Source organism: Burkholderia sp. 28_3 (genome assembly GCF_003253915.1).
In the GTDB taxonomy this organism is placed as follows: Bacteria; Pseudomonadota; Gammaproteobacteria; order Burkholderiales; family Burkholderiaceae; genus Burkholderia; species Burkholderia cenocepacia.
In genome coordinates this window covers 1-21,251 of sequence record NZ_QKZF01000047.1, presented here as the reverse complement: position 1 = coordinate 21,251, position 21,251 = coordinate 1, and the positions used below count along the sequence as shown (strand labels likewise).

The window sequence follows — 21,251 nt, the reverse complement described above, 5'->3', positions numbered from 1 at the left end:
CACTTGGGCACATCGATGCCGTTGGCCCGTGAGGGTCCACCCCTTTTTCTGCTCTCACGTTCACGGGTGGGACGCGTTCATTTCAATTCTCCTGTGTCTGGTCGATGCGACGTACCCGTCGCCGGTTGTCTTACAGCGAACGCAGCCGCCGCGCGCCTTCGACCAGCGTCGCGTCGTCCTTCGAAAAACTGAGCCGGATCACGCCGGCGTCGGTGCCGTCGGTATAGAACGCCGACAGCGGAATCGTCGCGACGCGCGCGTCGCGGATCAGGCGCAGCACGAAATCGCCGTCGCTTTCGTCCGAGAAGTGGCGAAAGCGCGCGAGCATGAAGAACGAGCCTTCGCTCGGCAGCAGCTCGAAACGCGAATCGGCCAGCTCGCGCGCGAGCAGGTCGCGCTTGGCCTGGTAGAACGCCGACAGGCCGAGATAGCTGTCCGGCCGCGCGAGGATTTCCGCGAACGCGACCTGCATCGGCGTGTCGGCCGAAAACACCATGAACTGGTGCACCTTGCGGATCTCGTCCATCAGCTCGGCCGGCGCGAGGCAATGGCCGACCCGCCAGCCGGTCACGTGGAACGACTTGCCGAACGACGACACGATCACGCTGCGCTCGGCCAGCTCGCGATGGCGCGCGACGCTTTGGTGCTGCGCGCCGTCGAACACGACGTGTTCGTACACTTCGTCGGACAGCACCACGATGCCCGTGTCGCGCGTGAGCCGCGCGAGGCGTTCGAGATCGTCGGCGGAGAACACCGTTGCGGTCGGGTTGTGCGGCGTGTTGACGATGATCATCCGCGTGCGCGGCGTGATGGCCGCGGCCACCTCGTCCCAGTCCACGCGGAAATGCTCGGGCGACAGCTTGATCGCGACCGGCGTCGCGCCCTGCAGCCGCACGATCGGCGCGTAGCTGTCGAACGACGGCTCGAAGTAGATCACCTCGTCGCCCGGATGCACGAGCGCGCTGATCGCCGCGTAAAGCCCCTCGCTCGCGCTCGCGATCACCGTGATCTCGGTCGCCGGGTCGTAGCGCGCGCCGTACAGCGCCTCGGTCTTCTCGGCGAGCCGCTCGCGCAGCGCGATCACGCCGGCCATCGGCGCGTACTGGTTGTGACCGTCGCGCATCGCACGCGCGACGCCTTCGACGAGCGCCGGATCGGGCGCGAAATTCGGTGCGCCCTGCGACAGGTTCAGCGCGTTGTGTTGAGCGGCCAGTTGGCCGATCACCGTGAAGATCGTCGTCCCGACGTCGGGCAGTTTCGAACGGGGCGCGGTGGCGCTTCGCATGACTTCTCCTCCTGATGTCCTTCGGGCGGGCCGCGCGGCATGTGCGGGCCTGCATCCGCCGCATGATTTAGCCCCAGCCAATATCGGCGGACAATCGAAAGTTCGTCATGGCGGCCATGCATTTTTCTCATGGCTCTCGGTGAGAAGCCCCTGGCGCGAAGGCTCGCCTGGGCACCCGATATGCAAATCAGGCATTTCCCCTACGGCAACGCTACGCGTGCGCCGCCGCGAGGTACGCGAGCAGCACGGCCCGCAGTTCGCGGCGTTGCGCGGCGAAATCGAGCGCGGGCCCGAGCGTCAGCAGCGCCTGCGACAGCCCGCCGTAGCAGATCGTGTGAGCCATCCTCGCGAGCCCGTCGAGCCGCGCGGCCGGCGGCGGATCGGCCGCGTGGGCGAGCGCGTCGCGCCACAGCGCGACATAGGCGTCGTAATGGCGGCGATACGCGGCCAGCGGCGACACCTGGCGCTCCAGCACGAACAGCGCGCCCCACAGCGCCGCGTCGGCGGCGATCGTCTCGACCTGAAGATCGACCAGCGCGGCGGCGAGTTCGGCCCGCGGCGCACCGCGCAGCCGCTGCACGGCGTCGCGCAGCCGGTCGGCCAGCGCCAGCACGCGGCGGTGGATGCAGAGCGCCGCGAGGCTTTGCTTGTCGCCGAAATACTCGTAGAAGGTGCCGATGCTGACGCCCGCGACGGCCGCGATCTCGCGGATCGTCGCCTTCGCGTAGCCGCGTTCGAGCAAAAGCTGAACGAACGCCTGCTGCAGCGCGTCGGAACTCGCCTGCGCGCGCGACTGGCGCGGCCGGCGACGCAACGCGGGCGCGGGTTGCGCCGCCGGCGAGCCGGGCGGCGCCGGAACCTGAACATGTCGCGGCGGCATATTTGCTACTCTGAATTCAACAGGGAATACGTTTTACCGGAAGCCGGAACCCGCGCCGAAGCGCGCGCCGTACGGCATCACGCCGGCTGACCGCGAAGCCTGAGACCGGAGACAACCGCGATGACCGACTCGACCCACGCCGTCACGAACCAGTTCGACGAACTCGTCGACTATAACCTCTTCGCGACGGATCTCGCGCTGCGCGACGCGCTCGCCCGGGCGGGCGCCGACTGGGCCGTGCCGCAGCTCGATGCGTATGGTGCGCGGCTCGGCAGCGCCGACACCGCGCGACTCGCCGACGAAGCGAACCGCCACACGCCGGAGCTGAACACGTTCGACCGGCGCGGCCGGCGCATCGACCGCGTCGACTTCCACCCGGCGTGGCACGCGCTGCTCGGCCAGTATCGCCACGAAGGCTTCGTGTCGCTCGCATTCCGCGATGCACGCCGCGGCCGCTGGGCCGCGACGGCCGCCGGCTTCTACCTGCACGGCCAGATCGAGGCCGGCACGCTGTGCCCCGCGACGATGACGCAGGCCGCGATCCCCGTGCTGCAGAAGGAGCCGGCGCTGTGGGACCTGCTGCGCGACAAGCTCTACAGCGACGCCTACGATGCGCGCGACGTGCCGGTCGCCGACAAGCGCGCGATCTGGTTCGGCATGGGCATGACCGAGAAACAGGGCGGCTCCGACGTGCGGGCGAACACCACGCTCGCGACGCCGGTCGGCGCGGGCGGGCGCGGCGGCGAATACCGGCTGCGCGGCCACAAGTGGTTCTTCTCCGCGCCGATGTGCGACGCGCACCTCGTCGTCGCGCGCACCGAGGCCGGCAGCCCGTCGTGCTTCTACGTGCCGCGCTGGCGCCCGGACGGCACGAAGAACGCGGTCGAGATCCAGCGGCTGAAGAACAAGGTCGGCAACCGCAGCAATTCGAGCAGCGAGATCGAGCTGAACGACGCGTGGGGCATCATGCTCGGCGACGAAGGCCGCGGCATTCCCACCATCATCGAGATGGCCACCTACACGCGGCTGAACTGCGTGCTCGGCAGCGCGGCGATGCTGCGCCAGGGCGTCGTGCAGGCGATCGCGTACACGCGCCAGCGCCATGCGTTCGGCCGCGCGCTCGCCGAGCAGCCGCTGATGCGCACCGTGCTCGCCGATCTCGCGCTGGAGAGCGAAGCCGCGCTGTCGCTCGCGATGCGGCTCGCCGACGCGTTCGAACGCGACGACTCGCCGCGCGAACGCGCGTGGAAGCGGATCGTCACGCCCGCCGCGAAATTCTGGGTCTGCAAGCGCGCGGTCGAGCTGACCGGCGAGGTGATGGAAGTGTTCGGCGGCAACGGCTACGTCGACGACGGCCCGATCGCGCGCCTGTTCCGCGAGGCGCCCGTCAACTCGATCTGGGAAGGCTCGGGCAACGTGATGTGCCTCGACGTGCTGCGCGCCGTATCGCGCGAGCCCGACGCGGCCGCCGCGCTGTTCGACGAACTGGCCGACCTCGGCGCGGGCGAACCGCGCATCCGCGCGGCGCTCGACGGATTGCGCGCGATGCTCGCCGCCCCGGCCGACACGCTCGAAGCGTCGGGCCGCGTGTTCGCGCAGCGGCTCGCGCTCGTCGCGCAGGCGTGCCTGCTGCGCCGCGATGCGCCGGCGGCCGTCGCCGACGCGTTCGTCGCGACGCGGCTCGCCGCGCCCGACTGGGGCCGCATCGCGGGCGGCTTCGATCCGCACGCGATCGACGTCGCCGCGCTGCTGCAGCGCGCGTACCCGGCCTGACGCCGGCCCGTTCACCCGAACGCGCGTTCGTTCGCCCGCCCCGGAGCCTCGATGAACCTCGTCGCCGCCCTCGACCGCGCCGCCCGTGCGACGCCCGACAAGCCGTTTCTCGTCAGCGAATCCGCGACGATCACGTATGCGGCCGCGCGCGCGCGTTCGCACCGCGCGGCGGCCGTGCTGAGCGCGCTCGGCGTCGCGGCCAGCGACCGCGTCGCCGCGATGTGCTTCAACACGCCGGCCTTCGTCGACCTGATGTTCGGCGCGTGGCGGCTCGGCGCGGCGTTCGTGCCGATCAACCACAAGCTGCAGGCGCCGGAAGTCGACTACGTGCTCGAACACAGCGGCAGCACCGCGCTGCTGTTCGACGTGGCGCTCGCGCCGGTGGTCGAGCGCCTCGTGCATCCGGCGCGGCGGCTCGTGACGGAGGGCGAGCTCGACGGCGTGCCGAACTTCGACACGATGTGCGCGACGATGGACGGCCTCGCGGGCATCGAGCCGGCCGATGACGACATCGCGCAGATTCTCTACACGTCCGGCACGACCGGCCGTCCGAAGGGTTGCGTGCACAGCCATCGCACGGTGACGCTCGCGGCGATGCAGGCGGCGCTCGCCATCGGGATCGGCCGCAACGAACGCACGCTGATGGCGATGCCGATCTGGCATTCGTCGCCGCTGAACAACTGGTTCGGCGGCACGCTGGTCGCGGGCGGCACCGTCGTGCTGCTGCGCGAATACCATCCGCTGCGCTTCCTGCAGACCGTCGAGCGCGAGCGCGTGACGCTGTATTTCGGCGCGCCGGTGTCGTACACGCTGCCGCTCGACACGATCGACGGCTTCGCGGCATTCGACCTGTCGAGCGTGCGCGCGTGGCTGTACGGCGGCGGCCCGATCGGCGCCGCGCAGGCCGAACGGCTCGCGCAAGCGTATCGCAGCCACGCGTTCTTCCAGGTGTACGGGATGACGGAAACGGGGCCGGCCGGCACGACGCTGTATCCGGACGAGCAGATCGCGAAGGCCGGCTCGATCGGCCGCCAGGGCGGCCCGGGCGTCGACCTGCGCGTCGTGCGGATGGACGGCGTCGATGCGCGGCCGGGCGAGACTGGCGAGATCTGGCTGAAGGCCGACAGCATGATGCTCGGCTATCTCGACGACGCGGCCGCGACGCGCGCCGCGTTCGCGCCGGACGGCTGGTACCGCACCGGCGACGTCGCGCGGATCGATCAGGAGGGCTACCTGTTCATCGTCGACCGGCTGAAGGACATAATCGTCACCGGCGGCGAGAACGTCTATTCGAAGGAAGTGGAGGACGTGCTCGGCGCGCATCCGGACATCGCCGAGGCGGCCGTCGTCGGCGTCCCGCATCCGGACTGGGGCGAGACGGTCGTCGCGCACGTCGTGATGCGGGCGAACGCGGTGCGCGATGCGGATGCGCTGCGCACGTTCTGCGGCGAGCGGCTTGCCGCGTACAAGATCCCGCGCGAGTTCACGTTCGCGCAGGCGCTGCCGCGCACGCCGACCGGCAAGTTGCAGAAGTTTCTGCTGCGGGTGCGGGGGGACTGAGTATCCGGGATTGAGTCGGCGCACTTGTAAACCGCGCCCTCATACTCCAGTGCGAACCCAAAAGCGGGATACGGCATTGTTGCTTATCCGAGGTACCTGACCCAACGCGTTCGCGCACGCGCCCAATGCACCAGGCGGAACGGAACAAGTAATAGACGTTATCCGCTCTGAATCATATTCGTCCGATTGATCGACGTTTCGTATCTGGAATAGCGTCTCTAGGCAGCCATTCCATTTACTGAAACAGGGAAGCCGGATGAAAAACGAACTCAACGCACCGACTCATCTTTTCGCCACCGTTGGCGCACTCACAGAACGCGGAGGACGCGTCACCACCGCAACCAGCGGCCTGACCCTGGCTGGATTGGAAGTCGCTTGCGTCGGCGACGTAGTGACTTATGACGACGGCAGCGAGGCCGCGATTATCGACGGCGCGGGAAGCAACCATAGCAGAGGCAAGCCGTTCGCGTTGGTCGGTAGCCGGTTGAGCAACGGTGACCGCATTACCGAAACTCTGCGTACCTCGTGGGGCATTCACGTGCGGGATGGGCAACGCGTTGCGGGCCTATTCGACCCGGCCTATGTACCACCGCCCGCGCCGCCTGCTTACAGATTGGCGGTACGTGGTGCGACAACAGCGCGTGGCGGTGCATTGCGCGAGCCGTCCGGCACTTGGGAAGTAGCGCCGCACTTGGGCAAGGCTGGCACGGTGGGCGACCTGATCCACTATCCGGACGGTTCAACCGCACGCATTACGAGTGGTCTGGGTTTGGCCGACGGGCCCGACTTCGCGCCGCTGGCATTCGTTGGCAGCGAACTCGATAACGGCGACACGATCACCGATAGCCCCGAGCGACAAGGCATCGCGTCGTCCGTCGTATTTAGCGTCGTCACCCGCTCGTCCGTGCCCCGCTGAGGTAGCGCCCATGATTCGCTACTTTCTTGCCAAAGGCGACCGCGCCAGGGAAGCGGTGATTGTCGAAGGCCTCGACACTGTGACCTGTTCCGATCCGCCGCCGAGGGTTCATATCGCCACGCTGGATATGAAGACCTACTGTTCGACCTGCAAGCGTGAAGGGTACATCGCACCGCAAGGGCCGCGCTGGCCAGGTACCGGCCCGAACGGCAAACAATGGGCATTGAGCGGAGATATCAATGTCTGCGGATGCAACCCACCGCCGGTCTTCTACGCTGAACGCGGCATGCGAATGACTTTTACCGCAGGAGAGACTGCGACGCTGACTGGGCGCCAACCTGATGCAGCCAAGCGGTCATTTGTCGTACACGACGAGCAATTCACCTTGCTCGATGACTCCCGCCGCCCGCTCGCGAACATCCGCTACCGAATCGTTACCGACGCCGGGCAAATTTTCACGGGCACCACGGACACGGCCGGGCAAACACATCGAATCGCCACCGACGCCTCGGCAACGTTGAAAATCTATACGATGGAACATTGAAAAAATGAAAGATTTTGATGTGAATGACGGCGGAGAATGGTTCCTCGTACACTCAGGTGCAGCCACCAATACCAATCCCGGGTCGATGGGTGGAGGTGACGATCAATACCGAGAGAATATGTCACAACATGACAAACAAGGAATTCCGGGAAATGGTATTGAGTAAACGCGATCGAGCCGTTTCCCTCATCGACAAAAGAATCATGGATTTGCAGCGCTGGTCCAACGCCGATAAGGCACGCGTATTACAGTGGTTCGGCAGAACTGACGAAGGCACTCGCACAACACTATTAACAGGCCTGACTGCAATCGTCCGCGTGCTAAAGACACTCACGGGATACAATTTCACGCGATGGGATAGCGAGCGATTCAAACATATTGGATGCGTTCCAAATCCAAACAAATCGGGAGTCGCGGCATCAGTATGTTCGCCGGATACCGCAACTCATACGATCGCAATACATCCCGATTTTTGTACAATGCGAGACTTCTCATGGGAAAAAGATTCCATAGTTTCCACTTTGATTCATGAGGCGAGTCATTTTGATGACACAATGGGAACCAGGGATCATAGATATTTCATTGAGGAATGTCTGACGTTTGGAGCCGAGAATCCGAACCAAGCAATCAACAATGCCGACAGTATTGCAGGATACGTCATTTACAATGCTTAAGTTTATTCTTTGCCTAGGCCTTCTCACTTCCAGCCCGGTATTCGCCTGCATCGCCAGCGAGAATCTCGACATCTACTTTTCGAGAGATAGCTCGCACATATCGAACGCCGAAATCGTCCGCATTGCAAAATGGACAATCGACCAAAAACTCAATTACGCGAATCACCTGACCAAGGAAACAACGCTGATCAGCGGCCATGCCGAGGAAAGTGAACCGGAAGCACTGGCCCTTGCGCAATCAAGATTGCAAACCGCGTATGCGCTGCTGGAGCAACTCGGTTTTTTACGCGGAACCATCAAGAAGAGCGCCCGCGTCTATTCGCATGGCGACGTCGACAATGGGCGGCGTGTGGAAATTTCCTTCCTGCCCGATTGCCCTAACAAGTGCTGCGACGGCAAGTAACGTCATCCGGCCGCCATCACGGTGATGCGGTATCGACGTCCGCATGCGGCGCCCCTGTTGCACCACTGCCGGCAAGACTCCTATGTCCTGTCGGCCGTGTCCCACCAAAGAAAAAGCCACCGGCCCCATCGGGTCCGGTGGCTTTTTCGCATGAGGCGCGGGGCGACGCGTTACACCGCCGCCCGCGCGTCACATCACATCAAGCTGCTTACTTGCCGCCGATGCTCTTCAGCGGCTTCCACTCGCCCTTCTCGACCTTGTACATCGTGATGCCGCCGTTCTTCAGGTCGCCCTTCGCGTCATACGCGACGTGCGTCGACGTGACGCCGGCCATGTCGGTCTTCGCGAGCACCGGCAGGTACTTCGCCGGATCGGTCGAATCGGCCTTCTTCATCGCGTTCAGCATCGCCATCGCGCCGTCGTACGCGTACGGCGAGTAGGTCTGCACGTCTTCGCCGAAACGCTTCTTGTACTTGTCGGCGTAGGTCTTGCCGCCCGGCATTTCTTCCAGCGGGAGGCCGGCCAGCGAAGCGATCGTGCCGTCGGCCGCGTTGCCCGCGATCTTCAGGAACGTCGGCGTCTTCACCATTTCGCCGCTCATCAGCGGTGCGTTGAAGCCCAGCGCCTTCATCTGCTTGACCATCGGCGCTGCCTGCGAATCCGCACCGCCGTAGTAGACGAGGTCCGGCTTCGCCGCCTTCAGCTTCGTGAGAATCGCCTTGAAGTCGACGGCCTTGTCGTTCGTGAATTCGCGATCGACGATCGTCGCGCCGCCGGCCTTCGCGGCCTTCTCGAACTGGTCGGCGAGACCCTGGCCGTAGGCCGTGCGGTCGTCGACGATCGCGATCTTCTTCATGCCGAGATCCTTCGACGCGAACGTGCCGGCCACCGAGCCCTGCTGCGTGTCGGACGTCATCATGCGGAAGGTCGTCTTGTAGCCTTGCTGCGTGTATTCCGGCGCCGTCGCCATCGCGATTTCCGGAATGCCCGCGTTCGCGTAGATACGCGAAGCCGGAATCGTCGTGCCCGAGTTGAAGTGGCCGAGCATGCCCTTGATGCCGTCGTCGACCAGCTTCTGCGCGACCGTCGTGCCAGTACGCGGGTCAGCCTGGTCGTCCTGCGTGCTCAGCACGAACTTCACCGGCTTGCCGCCGATCTTCGGGTTCGTCGCGTTGAAGTCTTCCAGCGCGAGCACGATCCCGTTCTGCATATCCTTGCCGTAGTGCGCCTGCGCGCCCGTCATCGGCCCTGCGTAACCGATCTTCACGTCATCCGCATGGGCCGTCCCCGCCAGCGACATGACCGCGACGAACGTCGCGCCTGCCACCTTTTTCATCGTGTGTTGCATAGCATCTCCTTGGTACCAGGGTAAATGGAGCGGCTTCGGGATCGCCTTGCCGCTTCCTTTGTTTGATCCGAACGGCAAGGATGATCAGCCGATCGTCATCAAATTCGCATTGCCGCCCGCCGCGGCCGTGTTCACGCTCACCGAGCGTTCCGTCAACAGCCGCTCGAGCGCGTAGTCTTCCGCGTCGCCGTTCTCGAACGCGCCCGCCGACACGCCCTGCACCGACACGATCGGGCCCGGCCGCTGCGCGACGTCCTTCACGAGCGTCTGCAGTTCGTCGCTGTCGCCTTCGAACAGCACCGCGTCGAACGGCGCGTCGGCCTGCTTGCGCACCGCCGCGTGCGCCTTCAGCGACGCCGGCAGCGCGGCGACCAGCGCCTCGCCCGCCGCGCCGGCGAACAGTGCGCGGTTGCCGGTCGCGAGCACCGCCGCGAACTGCGCACGCGCGCCGCCCGGCGTGGCCGCGACACACAGCACCGTGCCGCGCGGGCCGAGTGTATACGTGTTTCGCTCGCCCGTCGGCCCGGTCAGCACCGCGGTCGCGCCGGCCGGCACCTGTGCGAGGTAGCCGTCGCAACGCGCGGCCAGCGCCGGCTCGCGCTGCTCGATCAGCCAGTCGCGCAGCATCGTGAGCGCCGCCGCCGGATTGCCGCGCGCATCGCTTTCGGTCGCGCCGTCCGCCACCAGCGACTGCGCGAGCGCGCGCGGCAGCCCCGACGGACGCGTCGCGAGCAGGCGCTGCAGGTACAGCGCGCCACCGGCCTTCGGGCCCGTGCCCGACAGCCCTTCGCCGCCGAACGGCTGCACGCCGACCACCGCGCCGATCACGTTGCGGTTCACGTAGATGTTGCCTACGTGCGCATTCGAGATCACGTGCGCGATCGTCTCGTCGATCCGCGTGTGGATGCCGAGCGTCAGCCCGTAGCCGGTCGCGCGGATCTGCTCGAGCAGCTTGTCGAGCTGGCTGCGGCGGTAGCGCACCACGTGCAGCACGGGGCCGAACACTTCACGCTTCAACTCGTCGATGCTGCCGATCTCGATCAGCGTCGGCGGCACGAACGTGCCGTGCGCGCATGCGTCGGGCATCGGCAGTTGCGTGACCGCGTGGCCCTTGTCCTTCATCGCCGCGACGTGCGTGTCGATCGTCTGCTTCGCCTCGGCGTCGATCACCGGGCCGACGTCGGTCGACAGCCGGTCCGGGTTGCCGAGCGCCAGCTCGTGCATCGCGCCCTTCAACATCGTCAGCGTGCGGTCCGCGACGTCGTCCTGCAGACACAGAACGCGCAGCGCCGAACACCGTTGACCGGCCGAGTCGAACGACGACTGCATCACGTCCGCGACGACCTGCTCCGCGAGCGCCGACGAATCGACGATCATCGCGTTCTGGCCGCCCGTTTCCGCGATCAGCGGAATCGGCTTGCCGTCCGGGTCGAGGCGCGCGGACAGCGTCTTGTTGATCAGGCGTGCGACTTCGGTCGAACCGGTGAACATCACCGCACGCGTGCGCGCATCGGCGACCAGCGCCGCACCGACGGTCTCGCCGGTGCCCGGCAGCAGTTGCACCGCGCCGGCCGGCACGCCGGCCTCGCGCAGCAGGCGCACGGCTTGCGCGGCGATCAGCGGCGTCTGTTCGGCCGGCTTCGCGAGCACCGTGTTGCCGGCGGCGAGCGCCGCGGCGACCTGGCCCATGAAGATCGCGAGCGGGAAGTTCCACGGGCTGATACAGACCACGGGGCCGAGCGGGCGGTGCGTGTCGTTCGAGAACTCGCCGCGGATCTGCGCCGCGTAGTAGCGCAGGAAGTCGACCGCTTCGCGGATCTCGGCGATCGCGTTCGGCAGCGACTTGCCGGCTTCGCGCACGATCAGGCCCATCAGCGTGTGCATCTGCGCTTCGAGCAGGTCGGCGGCGCGCACCAGGCAATCGGCGCGCGCGTCGACCGGCGTCGCCTGCCAGATCGGCGCGGCGGCCACCGCGTGCGCGAGCGCCGCGCTCACGTGTTCGGACGTCGCTTCGCTGACCGTGCCGACCACGTCGCGCTGGTCGGCCGGGTTGCGCACGTCGCGCGCCGGCGCATCGGCGAGCGCGTCGTCGGCGAGCATCGGCGCCGCGCGCCACGGGTGGTGCGCGCTCGCGAGCAGCGCGGACGACAGCGACGCGAGACGGTGTTCGTTCGACAGGTCGAGGCCCATCGAGTTGGGACGCTCGTCGCCATACAGGTTGCGCGGCAGCGGGATCTTCGCGTGCGGCGCGCCGAGCGGCACGACCTTCGACGCTTCGTCGACCGGATCGGCAACGAGCTCCTTCACCGACACGGTCTTATCGGCGATGCGGTTCACGAACGACGTGTTCGCGCCGTTTTCCAGCAGACGGCGCACGAGGTACGCGAGCAGCGTCTCGTGCGTGCCGACCGGCGCGTACACGCGGCACGGGCGGTTCAGCTTGTCGCGACCGGTGACTTCCTCGTACAGCGGCTCGCCCATCCCGTGCAGGCACTGGAATTCGTACTGGCCCGGGTAGTAGTTCTGGCCCGCGAGTTGATAGATCGCGGCCAGCGTGTACGCGTTGTGCGTCGCGAACTGCGGGTACACGGCGTCCGGCGCGGCGAGCAGCTTCTTCGCGCACGCGAGGTACGACACGTCGGTGTAGATCTTGCGCGTGTAGACCGGATAGCCTTCGAGGCCGTCGACCTGCGCCCGCTTGATCTCGGTATCCCAGTACGCGCCCTTCACGAGGCGGATCATCAGGCGGTGACGGCTGCGGCGCGCGAGATCGATCAGGTAGTCGATCACGAACGGGCAGCGCTTCTGGTAGCCCTGCACGACGAAACCGATGCCGTTCCAGCCGGCGAGCTCCGGATCGAAGCACAGCGCCTCGAGCAGGTCGAGCGACAGTTCGAGACGGTCGGCTTCTTCCGCGTCGATGTTCAGGCCGATGTCATAGCGGCGCGCGAGCAGCGCGAGGGCGCGCACGCGCGGCAGCAGCTCGCTCATCGTGCGGTCCTGCTGCGAGCGCGAGTAGCGCGCATGCAGCGCCGACAGCTTGATCGAGATGCCCGGGCCTTCGTAGATGCCGCGGCCGCCGGCCGCCTTGCCGATCGCGTGGATCGCCTGTTCGTACGACGCGTAGTAGCGCTGCGCGTCCTCTTCGGTGGTCGCCGCTTCGCCGAGCATGTCGTACGAGTAGCGGAAGCCGCGCGCTTCGTACTTGCGGCTGTTCGCGAGCGCTTCGGAAATCGTTTCGCCGGTGACGAACTGCTCGCCCATCAGGCGCATCGCCATGTCGACGCCCTTGCGGATCAGCGGCTCGCCGCCGCGGCCGATCAGGCGCGTGAGCGCCGACGACAGGCCCGCTTCGCTGTTGGTCGTCACGAGCTTGCCGGTGATCATCAGCCCCCAGGTCGCCGCGTTCACGAACAGCGACGGCGCATGGCCGACGTGCGAGCGCCAGTCGCCCTTGCTGATCTTGTCGCGGATCAGCGCGTCGCGCGTCGCGCGATCCGGAATGCGCAGCAGTGCCTCGGCGAGGCACATCAGCGCGACCCCTTCCTGGCTCGACAGCGAAAACTCGTGGATCAGCCCTTCGACGCCGCCGCCCGAGCTCTTCTCGCGCAGCGCCTCGACCAGCTTCGTCGCGAGCGCCTGCACGTCCGCCTGCAGGTTCGCGGGCAAGCGCGCCTGGCCGAGCAGGAACGGCACGCACTCCGGTTCCGGACGGCGGTACGCGGCCGTGATCGCCGCGCGCAGCACCGATTGCGGCTGCACGTTCTGCGCGAACTCGAGGAACGGATGCGGCGAGTTGTCATCGTCGCCGTCCGCGGCCTGACCGTCGGCGAGCTCCGTCACGCCGCTGTGGCCCGACAGCTCGGGCGGCAACTGGCCGTGCTCGATCCGCTCGAGATACGCGAAGATCGCCTGCTTGATCAGCCAGTGGGGAGTGCGCTCGAGACGCGCGGCGGCGTCCTTGAGGCGCGAGCGGAGAAGGTCGTCGACTTTGACGCCGAGAGTCGTGCTTGCCATGGTGGGTTCGTGCGCCGGTGCGAGCCCGGCAGTGTGGTGTAAGAGGATGCGCGAAATCCTACGGCACGCAATAAAAAGGTGCAACCAAATTGAGAGATAGGTTGCACCCATAAGTTAGTCAATATAATCAGTCACTTACGCGGTTGCAACCTAGGGGTTGCCCGTGGTCGGAGGATCGGTGTTTTCCCTGATCGGGCCGGTTCGGCACGCGTGTGCAACCTTCCGTATGCGCGCAAGCGGCCGAAAACGGGTTGCACTGCGTGGTGTGACGCGGACCGATGCCGGCGGCGGGCAAGCAACGGGAGACGGTTCGGCGCGCCGGGCGGCTGGGGCTTCGCGGCATTCGGCAACGCGCCGTGGCAGGCGCCGCGCGGCGCCGCTCAGATATCCAGCGGATCGACCTCGACGCTCCACCGCAGCACGCCCTTCAGCGCGCGCAGCGCCGGCTGCCATGCACGCAGCGCATGCTGCAGCGCCGCGCGCGACGCGCTTTCGAGCAGCAATTGCGCGCGATGGACGTTCGCGACCTTGACGATCGTCATCGGCACCGCGTCGTAGACGGTCACGCGATCCGCGCCGGGCAGCCCCGGCAACGCGGCCGCGGCCTGCAGCAGGAACGCGAGCGCCGCGTCGAGCGTGCGCCCTTCGGCGCGCAGCAGCGCCTGGTAGACGAACGGCGGCAGGTGCGCGTCGCGCCGCTCGGCGAGCGTCGAATTCGCGAAGCCCACGTAGTCCTGCCGCCCGAGCGCGTGATGCAGCGCATGACGCGGGTAGCGCGTCTGCACCATCACCTCGCCCGGCAGCCCGGCGCGCCCCGCGCGGCCGCTCACCTGCATCAGCTGCGCGAACAGCCGCTCGCTCGCGCGGAAGTCGTGCGAGAACAGCGCGGTGTCGGCATTGAGCACGCCGACGAGCGACACGCGCTGGAAGTCGTGCCCTTTCGCGATCATCTGCGTGCCGACCAGGATGTCGACCTCGCCCGCGTGCACGTCGGAAAAAAGCGCCTGCGCGCTGCCCTTGCGGCGCGTGCTGTCCGCATCGATCCGCAGGATCCGCGCGCCCGGCACCGCTTCGGCAAGCGCCTCCTCGATGCGCTGCGTGCCGCGCCCGAGCGGCGCGATGTCGACGTTCCCGCACTCGGGGCACGAGCGCGGAATGCGCGCTTCCCAGCCGCAGTGATGGCAGCGCAGTGCGTGCTCGGGCTTGTGCAGCACGACGTACGCGCTGCAGCGCGGGCAACCGGCCACCCAGCCGCACGCGTCGCACGCGAGCTGCGGCGCGTAACCGCGCCGGTTCAGGAACACGAGGCTCTGTTCGCCGCGTTCGAGCCGCGCCTTCAGCGCCGCGACGAGCGGCCCGGACAGCCCGCCCATCGACGCGCGCCCGCGCCGCCGCTCCTCTTCGAGATCGATCAGCCGCACGGTCGGCAGCGTCGCGTCGGCCACCGCGCGGCGCGACAGCGTGAGACGCGTGTAGCGGCCCTGCTCGGCCTGCCACCAGCTTTCGAGCGACGGCGTCGCCGAGCCGAGCACGACCGTGATGCCGAGCTGCTTCGCGCGCCACACGGCCAGGTCGCGCGCCGAATAGCGCAGTCCTTCCTGCTGCTTGTACGCGGGCTCGTGCTCCTCGTCGACGACGATCAGCGCGAGCGTCGGCATCGACGCGAGCACCGCGAGCCGCGTGCCGAGCACGATCCGCGCGCGGCCGGTGTGCGCGGCGAGCCAGTTGCGCGCCCGTTCGCCTTCGGCGAGCCCGCTGTGCAGCGTGACGATCGCGTCGTCGGCGAGCGCACCCGCGAAGCGCGCGCGAAACGCGGCCTCGAACTGCGGCGTCAGGTTGATTTCGGGCACGAGCACGAGCGCCTGCGCGTCCGGCCGCGCGTCGAGCAGCGACGCGAGCGCATGCAGATAGACCTCGGTCTTGCCGCTGCCCGTCACGCCGTGCAGCAGGAACGGCGCGAAACCGTGCGCCGCGCGGATCGCGTCCAGCGCCTCGGCCTGCTGGTCCGTCAACGCCGGCGGCACAGTTCGTCCACCGTTTGTCGACAGGTTATCCACAGGTTTGGCCACAGGCGTATCGGCCCAGCCGATCTCCTCGACGTCGACCCAGCCGCGCGCCGCCCAGTCGTCGAGCGTCGCGGCCGCCTTCGGATGGAGCGCGCGCGCGTCAGGCAGCGTCAGCGAGCCGGTGTCGACGAGCGCCTGCGCGAGCCGGCGCAGCGCGGCACCGCGCGCGGGCAACGCGTCGGGCAGCGCCGCGCGGCCGGCTTCGGTCGGCTGGTAGCGCACTTCCGGCGCGAGCAGCCGCCCCCAGCGCCCGGCGTCGCGCAACGCCTGCGGCAGCGCCGGCAACGCGACCTCGCCGCGCCCGCGCTGATAGTAATCGGCGGCGAACGACACGAGCGCGAGCCAGTCCGGCGACAGCGGCGGCAGGTCGGCGCAGATCGCGTTGACCGCGCGCAACCGCGACGGCGGCACATCGGTGTGAGTGGTGACTTCGCAGACGAGGCCGACGGCCTGCCGCTTGCCGAACGGCACCTGCACGAGCGTCCCGGGCACCGGCGCCGGCTGCGCGTCGCAGCGGTAGTCGAACAGCGTGGCGAGCGGATGGTCGAGCGCGACGCGCAGGTAGGTGCCGCTCATTGCGGCGCTCCGGCGGCAGCACGCGAAGTACGGACGGCTTGCATCCGCGCCCGCATCGCGACGGCGAACTTAAAGTAAAACTTCAGATTCGGCGCTAAGTTTTGGATTCGCATTAGGAATCGCCGTATACCCTGCCCAGCCTGTGGATAACTTTGTTGAGAACTCGCCGCTCAACGGCCGCAACGCGCGCGGGGCCGTGCTTTGCGCTGTTTTTCGCTGCTTGCTGCGGTGCCCCGCGAAGCCTTATTCCATAAGGCTGCTATTCAAATTACCGAACCATAGCGAGACAAATTGACCGATACGGGGCTCTACCGCGCTGCAACGTGGAAAATGTGTATAAGTCAAGTCTTGACAAGCACCGAATCGGCAGCGGGAGCGGGGTTGCGCCCTGTTTAGTTTCAGCAACGAAACGCTGTCATCCTGCAGTGCAGCATGACAGCGCTTGCGTTCAGCCCGCTGCTCCGCTACGGATCGCGCGGCTGTGGGTATGCACTTCGTCGACGAGTTCGGCGACGTGATCGGGCGACGTGAATTGCGAAATGCCGTGCCCGAGGTTGAACACGTGGCCCGGATGGTTGCCGTAGCTGTCGAGCACCGCGCGCGCCTGTTCGCGCACCGCGGCCGGCGGCGCGAACAGGATCGTCGGGTCGAGGTTGCCCTGCAACGCCACGCGCCCCGCGACGCGCTCACGCGCGGCGCCGAGGTTGACCGTCCAGTCGAGCCCGACCGCGTCGACGCCGGTCGCCGCGATCTCCTCGAGCCACAGCCCGCCGCCCTTCGTGAACGTGATCACCGGCACGCGCTCGCCGTCGTGCTCGCGCTTGAGCTGCGACACCACGCGGCGGATATAGTCGAGCGAGAAGCGCTGATACGCGCCGTCGGCCAGCGCACCGCCCCACGTATCGAAGATCATCACGGCCTGCGCGCCCGCTTCGATCTGCGCGTTCAGGTACGCGGCCACCGCCTGCGCGTTCACGTCGAGGATCCGGTGCATCAGATCCGGGCGCGAATACGCCATCGACTTCACCGTGCGGAAATCGTCCGAGCCGCCGCCTTCGACCATGTAGCACGCGAGCGTCCACGGGCTGCCCGAAAAGCCGATCAGCGGCACGCGCTGACGGCCCTGAGCGTCGGTGAGCGCGCGGCGAATCTCGCGCACGGCGCCCGTCACGTAGCCGAGCGTCGCCTCGATGTCCGGCACCGCGAGCTTCGCGACGTCGGCCTCGGTGCGCACCGGATGCGCGAACTTCGGCCCTTCGCCGACCTGGAAGTCGAGGCCGAGCCCCATCGCGTCGGGAATCGTCAGAATGTCCGAGAACAGGATCGCGGCGTCGAGCGGGAAGCGCTCGAGCGGCTGCAGCGTCACCTCGGTCGCGTAGTCGGGATTCTTTGCGAGGCCGAGGAAGCTGCCGGCGCGCGCGCGCGTCGCGTTGTATTCGGGCAGGTAGCGGCCGGCCTGGCGCATCAGCCAGATCGGCGTGTAGTCGGTCGGCTCGCGCAGAAGCGCACGCAGGAAGGTGTCGTTGAGCAGGTTATGGGCCACGGTAGGAGCGACGATGCGAAGGCAAAGCGGCATTTTACCGGACAGCCGCGCTCGGGCCGCGCATGCCGATGCGATGGCGGCCATATGACGCGCGCGATGGCTCCGTTATGATCGGACGCTCATATCGAACCGAACGAAGGAGGAGACCGATGAAGACATTCGCCACGCTTGCCACGCTCGCTGCTGCCGCCGCGTTTTGCTGCGCCGCCGCGCACGCGCAGAGTACGGCCACTGCGGCGCCTGCGAGCGCCGCTACCGCCGGCTCGCGGCTCGACGACGTGCTCGCGCGCGGCGCGCTGCGCGTGTGCACGACGGGCGACTACAAGCCGTATTCGTACTATCGCGCGGACGGCCGCTTCGAGGGCATCGACATCGACATGGCCGAATCGCTCGCGAAATCGCTCGGCGTGAAGACCGACTACGTGAAGACGAGCTGGTCGAACCTCACCAACGACTTCGTCGCGAAATGCGACATCGCGGTGGGCGGCGTGTCGACGACGCTCGAGCGCCAGAAGCGCGTGTTCTTCACGCAGCCGTACGTGGTCGACGGCAAGACGCCGATCGTGCGCTGCGCGGATGCCGACAAATACCAGACCGTCGCGCAGATCGACCGGCCCGAAACCCGTGTGATCGTCAATCCGGGCGGCACCAACGAGCGGTTCGCGAAGCAGTTCTTCACGCACGCGAACCTGACCGTCTATCCGGACAACGTGACGATCTTCAAGCAGATCCTCGCGGGCAAGGCCGACGTGATGGTGACGGATGCGTCCGAGACGCTGCTGCAGCAAAAGCTGAATCCGGGCCTGTGCTCGGTGCATCCGGACAAGCCGTTCCAGTTCGGCGAGAAGGCGTACATGGTGCCGCGCGGTGACGTCGTGTTCCAGCAGTACGTCGACCAGTGGCTGCATCTCGCGCGCTCGACCGGCGAGTACCAGGCCATTTCGGACAAGTGGCTGAAGTAGGCGGCCCGCGCCGCGGCGGCCGATAACGGGCACCGACCCCGCGGCCGCCGGGGTGCCGACATCTCGCCGGAAGCGGCGGCCGCCCTGCCGCCGTTACACCTTCCGTCCGCGCCGCCGCCCTTCGCCATCGGCTCAAAACCCGCAGATCGGCCGAACGGCCGACTTCCGCGCATTCCGATCACGTTTCAAAATCTTTCTGACGAATGAATCGTCATGCGCGGTATCGGTCGCGCCGTGCACTTTCTCGCGTGAAAATCGGCAATTCATCGCGCCCGATACGCGTGAAAAACGCATCGCGCGCACACCCTGAAAACGCGGTGGAAAATATGGGTAAAAATGACCTTTTTCAGGACCCCGAAAACAGCAAAAAATCCCGGAAAGCCTTATCTGGCGGGCGTTACAACCTGAAACACTTTGTTACCGCGACGGGTCATTAATTCGCCCACAATGGCCTCAACGGTTTCAACACGGATGCGGTCTCGTGTGCCAAGTGTGAGCGGACGCGAAGCGCTGCGAGCCAGTCGGTCACGTACCGAAGCCCTTCCGAGGGGCATCCCTGTTGGAGTCGTTTCCGGCCCCCCGCCGGACTCGGTTTCATCTTTGGTCTCCTCGCGCTAACCCCGTAGCGTGTGGTTTTTAGCGGGCTAATAAGCCCGCTTTTTTTCGTCCATCGAAAACGTAACGGCCTGCACAGGCCGCCACGTTTTTCCCGCATTTTCCGGCATCGTCCCGCTTCAAGCGGTCTTCTGCACGTCGAGCTTCAGCTCCTCGATCATCCGGTCGCGCATCACGAACTTCTGCACCTTGCCCGTCACCGTCATCGGCAGCTCGTCGACGAAGCGGATATAGCGCGGGATCTTGTAGTGCGCGATCTGCCCGTTGCAGAACGCGCGCACGTCGTCCTCGGTCATCTGCTCGTCCGCGCGCAGCACGATCCACGCGCACAGCTCCTCGCCGTACTTCGCATCGGGCACGCCGAACACCTGCGCGCTCTGGATCTTCGGATGCCGGAACAGGAATTCCTCGATTTCGCGCGGATAGACGTTCTCGCCGCCGCGAATCACCATGTCCTTCAGGCGGCCGACGATGTTGCAGTAACCGTCCGCATCGAGCGTCGCGAGGTCGCCGGTATGCATCCAGCCGTCGACCAGCACCTCGCGCGTCTTCGCGTCGTCGTCCCAGTAGCCGAGCATCACCGAATAGCCCTTCGTGCACAGCTCGCCCGTCGCGCCGACCGGCACGATGTCGCCGCTCGGATCGACGATCTTCACTTCGAGATGCGGCTGGATGCGGCCAACCGTCGTCGTGCGCTTCTCCAGCGGATCGTCGGTCGAGCTCTGGAACGACACGGGGCTCGTCTCCGTCATCCCGTACGCGATCGTGATTTCAGAAAGGTGCATCTGCGACACGACGCGCTTCATCGTCTCGATCGGGCACGGCGAGCCGGCCATGATCCCGGTGCGCAGCGTCGACAGGTCGAATTTCGCGAATTCCGGATGGTCGAGCTCGGCGATGAACATCGTCGGCACGCCATGCAGCGCGGTGCAACGTTCTTCGGCCACCGCCGCGAGCGTCGCGACCGGATCGAACGCTTCGCCGGGGAATACCATCGCGGCGCCCTTCGACACGCACGCGAGCACGGCCAGCACCATCCCGAAGCAGTGATAGAGCGGCACCGGGATGCAGAGCGAATCCTGTTCGGTGAAACGCATCGCCATCGCGATCGAGCGCGCGTTGTTGACGACGTTGCGGTGCGTGAGCGTCGCGCCCTTCGGGCTGCCGGTCGTGCCGCTCGTGAACTGGATGTTGATCGGATCGTTGGCCGAGAGCGTCGCGCCGATCGCATCGAGCAGCGCCGGATCGACGGCCCGGCGGCCACGCGCCATCACGTCCGCGAAGCGGAACATGCCGGCAGGCGCCACCTCGCCCATCGACACGATCGTGCGCAGGCTCGGCACGCGCGCCGCATGCAGGTCGCCCGGCGTCGCGGTCGCGAGCTCCGGCGCGATGGTCTGCAGCATCTCGACGTACGCGGAGCTCTTGAAGCGCTCGGCCGCGATCACGGCCTTGCAGCCGACCTTGTTCAGCGCGTATTCGAGTTCCGACAGCCGGTAGGCCGGATTGATGTTGACGAGCACCGCGCCGATCCGCGCGGTCGCGAACTGCGTGAGCAGCCATTCGCTGCGGTTCGGCGACCAGATGCCGACGCAGTCGCCCTTCACGATCCCGAGCGCGGCGAGCCCTGCCGCCAGCACGTCGATCTCGTTCGCGAACTCGCGCCAGGTCCAGCGCACCTGCTGCTCGCGGAACACGACGGCCGGGCGGTCGGGAAAGCGGCCGGCCGTGTCGAGCAGGAACCGGCCGATCGTCGCTTCGGATAGCGGCACGTCGGTTGCACCACGCACGTACGACAAGCCGTTCTCGGGCGCGATCAGCGCGCCCACGCCAAGGTCTGCTGCCATGAATGTCTCCGTCCTTTGGGTCTGATCGGCCCGCGCGCGTGCTGCGCGCCTCCGCCGCAACGCTCGCGACGGGCGGCCTCACCGCGGATGATGCCGCGCTCCGCTGACGGTACTCTGACATCAAATCGCGGCGGACGGATGAAATAGGTAAGCACCTCACGACGACCGTCGTAGACGACGGTGCGGTCCGACATCAAAGTAGTGCCCATCATTTTCGATTTGATGGACATCACTGTGACAGA

16 protein-coding genes are annotated in these 21,251 nt (G+C 66.8%); 8 read left to right on the top strand and 8 right to left on the bottom strand.

Annotation, left to right across the window (positions count from 1 at the left end; translation table 11 throughout):
- Positions 1–130: 130 nt before the first annotated feature.
- Positions 131–1,285 carry a pyridoxal phosphate-dependent aminotransferase gene (locus DFS13_RS38605; RefSeq protein WP_006488473.1) on the bottom strand — a complete coding sequence of 385 codons (1,155 nt, stop codon included), beginning with the start codon at positions 1,283–1,285 and terminating at the stop codon, positions 131–133.
- A gap of 211 nt (positions 1,286–1,496) precedes the next feature.
- A complete protein-coding gene (locus DFS13_RS38600) occupies positions 1,497–2,165 on the bottom strand; it encodes a TetR/AcrR family transcriptional regulator (protein ID WP_006488476.1) in 669 nt (222 codons plus the stop codon).
- A 120-nt stretch (positions 2,166–2,285) separates the two neighbouring features.
- Between DFS13_RS38600 and DFS13_RS38595 the strand changes: the two genes are divergently transcribed.
- The 6 genes from DFS13_RS38595 (at position 2,286) to DFS13_RS38570 (ending at position 8,035) form a co-directional block, all read left to right on the top strand.
- Positions 2,286–3,938 carry an acyl-CoA dehydrogenase family protein gene (locus tag DFS13_RS38595; protein WP_111442864.1) on the top strand — a complete coding sequence of 551 codons (1,653 nt, stop codon included), beginning with the start codon at positions 2,286–2,288 and terminating at the stop codon, positions 3,936–3,938.
- Positions 3,939–3,989: 51 nt separating this feature from the next.
- Positions 3,990–5,498, top strand: a complete 1,509-nt coding sequence (locus DFS13_RS38590; protein WP_034201157.1) for an AMP-binding protein — start codon at positions 3,990–3,992, stop codon at positions 5,496–5,498.
- A gap of 256 nt (positions 5,499–5,754) precedes the next feature.
- On the top strand, positions 5,755–6,414 hold the full coding sequence (locus tag DFS13_RS38585; RefSeq protein WP_043205298.1) for a PAAR domain-containing protein: 660 nt from the start codon (positions 5,755–5,757) through the stop codon (positions 6,412–6,414).
- 10 nt (positions 6,415–6,424) lie between these two features.
- Positions 6,425–6,958 carry a hypothetical protein gene (locus tag DFS13_RS38580; protein WP_077021589.1) on the top strand — a complete coding sequence of 178 codons (534 nt, stop codon included), beginning with the start codon at positions 6,425–6,427 and terminating at the stop codon, positions 6,956–6,958.
- 128 nt (positions 6,959–7,086) lie between these two features.
- Positions 7,087–7,632, top strand: coding sequence for a M35 family metallo-endopeptidase (locus DFS13_RS38575; protein WP_241308568.1), 546 nt, complete (start codon positions 7,087–7,089; stop codon positions 7,630–7,632).
- Positions 7,625–8,035, top strand: a complete 411-nt coding sequence (locus DFS13_RS38570; RefSeq protein ID WP_006496306.1) for a hypothetical protein — start codon at positions 7,625–7,627, stop codon at positions 8,033–8,035. Before DFS13_RS38575 ends, DFS13_RS38570 begins: the two co-directional genes overlap by 8 nt.
- Positions 8,036–8,243: 208 nt before the next feature.
- Here the strand turns inward: DFS13_RS38570 and DFS13_RS38565 are convergent, their stop codons facing one another.
- The 4 genes from DFS13_RS38565 to hemE all read right to left on the bottom strand — a co-directional run bounded on the left by DFS13_RS38565 (position 8,244) and on the right by hemE (position 17,585).
- Positions 8,244–9,383 carry a branched-chain amino acid ABC transporter substrate-binding protein gene (locus tag DFS13_RS38565; RefSeq protein ID WP_006482201.1) on the bottom strand — a complete coding sequence of 380 codons (1,140 nt, stop codon included), beginning with the start codon at positions 9,381–9,383 and terminating at the stop codon, positions 8,244–8,246.
- A gap of 84 nt (positions 9,384–9,467) precedes the next feature.
- Complete coding sequence (gene putA, locus DFS13_RS38560; protein WP_048988765.1) at positions 9,468–13,400, bottom strand: trifunctional transcriptional regulator/proline dehydrogenase/L-glutamate gamma-semialdehyde dehydrogenase; 3,933 nt, start codon at positions 13,398–13,400, stop codon at positions 9,468–9,470.
- A gap of 380 nt (positions 13,401–13,780) precedes the next feature.
- Positions 13,781–16,042: a primosomal protein N' gene (locus DFS13_RS38550; protein ID WP_111442863.1), complete on the bottom strand. Its 2,262-nt coding sequence runs from the start codon at positions 16,040–16,042 to the stop codon at positions 13,781–13,783.
- A gap of 448 nt (positions 16,043–16,490) precedes the next feature.
- Positions 16,491–17,585: a uroporphyrinogen decarboxylase gene (gene hemE, locus DFS13_RS38545; protein ID WP_006482732.1), complete on the bottom strand. Its 1,095-nt coding sequence runs from the start codon at positions 17,583–17,585 to the stop codon at positions 16,491–16,493.
- A 149-nt stretch (positions 17,586–17,734) separates the two neighbouring features.
- On the opposite strand from hemE, the gene DFS13_RS38540 reads away from it, so the two are divergent.
- On the top strand, positions 17,735–18,547 hold the full coding sequence (locus tag DFS13_RS38540; RefSeq protein WP_006482715.1) for a transporter substrate-binding domain-containing protein: 813 nt from the start codon (positions 17,735–17,737) through the stop codon (positions 18,545–18,547).
- A gap of 248 nt (positions 18,548–18,795) precedes the next feature.
- Entirely contained in the window at positions 18,796–18,984 is a 189-nt protein-coding gene (locus DFS13_RS40555; protein WP_158380823.1) for a hypothetical protein, read from the top strand.
- Positions 18,985–19,281: 297 nt separating this feature from the next.
- On the opposite strand, the gene DFS13_RS38530 is transcribed toward DFS13_RS40555, so the two are convergent.
- Positions 19,282–21,009 (bottom strand): AMP-binding protein, encoded by a 1,728-nt coding sequence (locus DFS13_RS38530; RefSeq protein WP_006491418.1) that lies wholly within the window; start codon positions 21,007–21,009, stop codon positions 19,282–19,284.
- On the bottom strand, positions 20,979–21,251 hold a 273-nt coding region (locus tag DFS13_RS40665), incomplete at its 5' end, for a hypothetical protein (RefSeq protein ID WP_208328493.1). The genes DFS13_RS38530 and DFS13_RS40665, both read right to left, overlap by 31 nt.